This window comes from Mesorhizobium sp. M1A.F.Ca.ET.072.01.1.1 (assembly GCF_004023325.1).
Taxonomy (GTDB): Bacteria; Pseudomonadota; Alphaproteobacteria; order Rhizobiales; family Rhizobiaceae; genus Mesorhizobium.
In genome coordinates this window covers 1-895 of record NZ_RZSF01000671.1, presented here as the reverse complement: position 1 = coordinate 895, position 895 = coordinate 1, and the positions used below count along the sequence as shown (strand labels likewise).

Sequence of the window (895 nt, the reverse complement as noted above, 5' to 3'; positions counted from 1 at the left end):
CCTCACAGCTGCGGCGCAGCGAGACGGGGTGACGGTCAGCGAGGTCATCCGGCGGCTGGTGCGGGCCGAGGCCGGTCATCTGCCTGTTGCAACGGAGGGGCTGCAGCCGGCCATCGTGGAGATGACTGATCATCTGCGTCGCGTCGGCATCGTTTTCAATCGGGCGGTGCGCGCCATGAATGACGGGCGGGTGGGGTATGACGAGGATTTCGAACGGGCGTTGATCGCGGTGGGCGATCTCGTGCGGCAGTTTCGTGAGGAACTAAAAGCGATGACCCTGCGACCCCGCAAGCCGAAGAGCGCTAAGCCATGAGCCGCCGCCGCCTTGCCGGATACGCCGCCGAAATCGAGCGCTATCTGCGCGGCGCATTGAGCATGCAAGGTGAAGACCTGGATGAAGACAAGCTTGCAGCAGGCGCTCGCCGCGAGGTCGGCGCGTTCCAGTCGCTGAAGGGCGATGAGGGCGCTGCTGCAGGCGCATCTCACGGGCGGTCGACACTGAGCGCGGGTCCGAGGGCCGCCGCGCCGGTGCATTCGGCAAAGCCCGCCAGCGCGCCGATCATGGTCTATACCGCCACTCTCGCCGGTTTCCAGCCGGAAGAGGAGGAGGACGACTGGAAGCGGCGCGGCGGTGGTGGCCGTGGGGAGCGGGGCGGTCGTGGCGCCGGGCACCAGAGCGGCGCAGGAAGGCCGGCGCGCCCCGCTTATCAGGCGCTGGCAGTGGCAGCGCGAGCCGGCTATGCCGCGGGCGCGCAGCCTGCCGTTTTCAAGGTAATGCCCAATCCCCCATCGACCAAGGAGGCTGCGGCGCGGCTACTCAACTACATCGGCAGGCGAGAGAACGAAAAGGGCGGGAAGCACGACATCGAGATTTTCGATGAGGACGCTAAGGTCC

At 67.0% G+C, this 895-nt stretch carries 1 protein-coding gene and 1 pseudogene; both read left to right on the top strand.

The window, feature by feature from the left end:
• Window positions 1-313, top strand: a 313-nt coding sequence (locus tag EOA32_RS37455; protein ID WP_210214892.1) for a hypothetical protein, incomplete at its 5' end; no start/stop codon positions are given.
• Window positions 310-895, top strand: a pseudogene (locus EOA32_RS37450) (hypothetical protein); the annotation flags it as partial. The gene EOA32_RS37455 and the pseudogene EOA32_RS37450, both read left to right, overlap by 4 nt.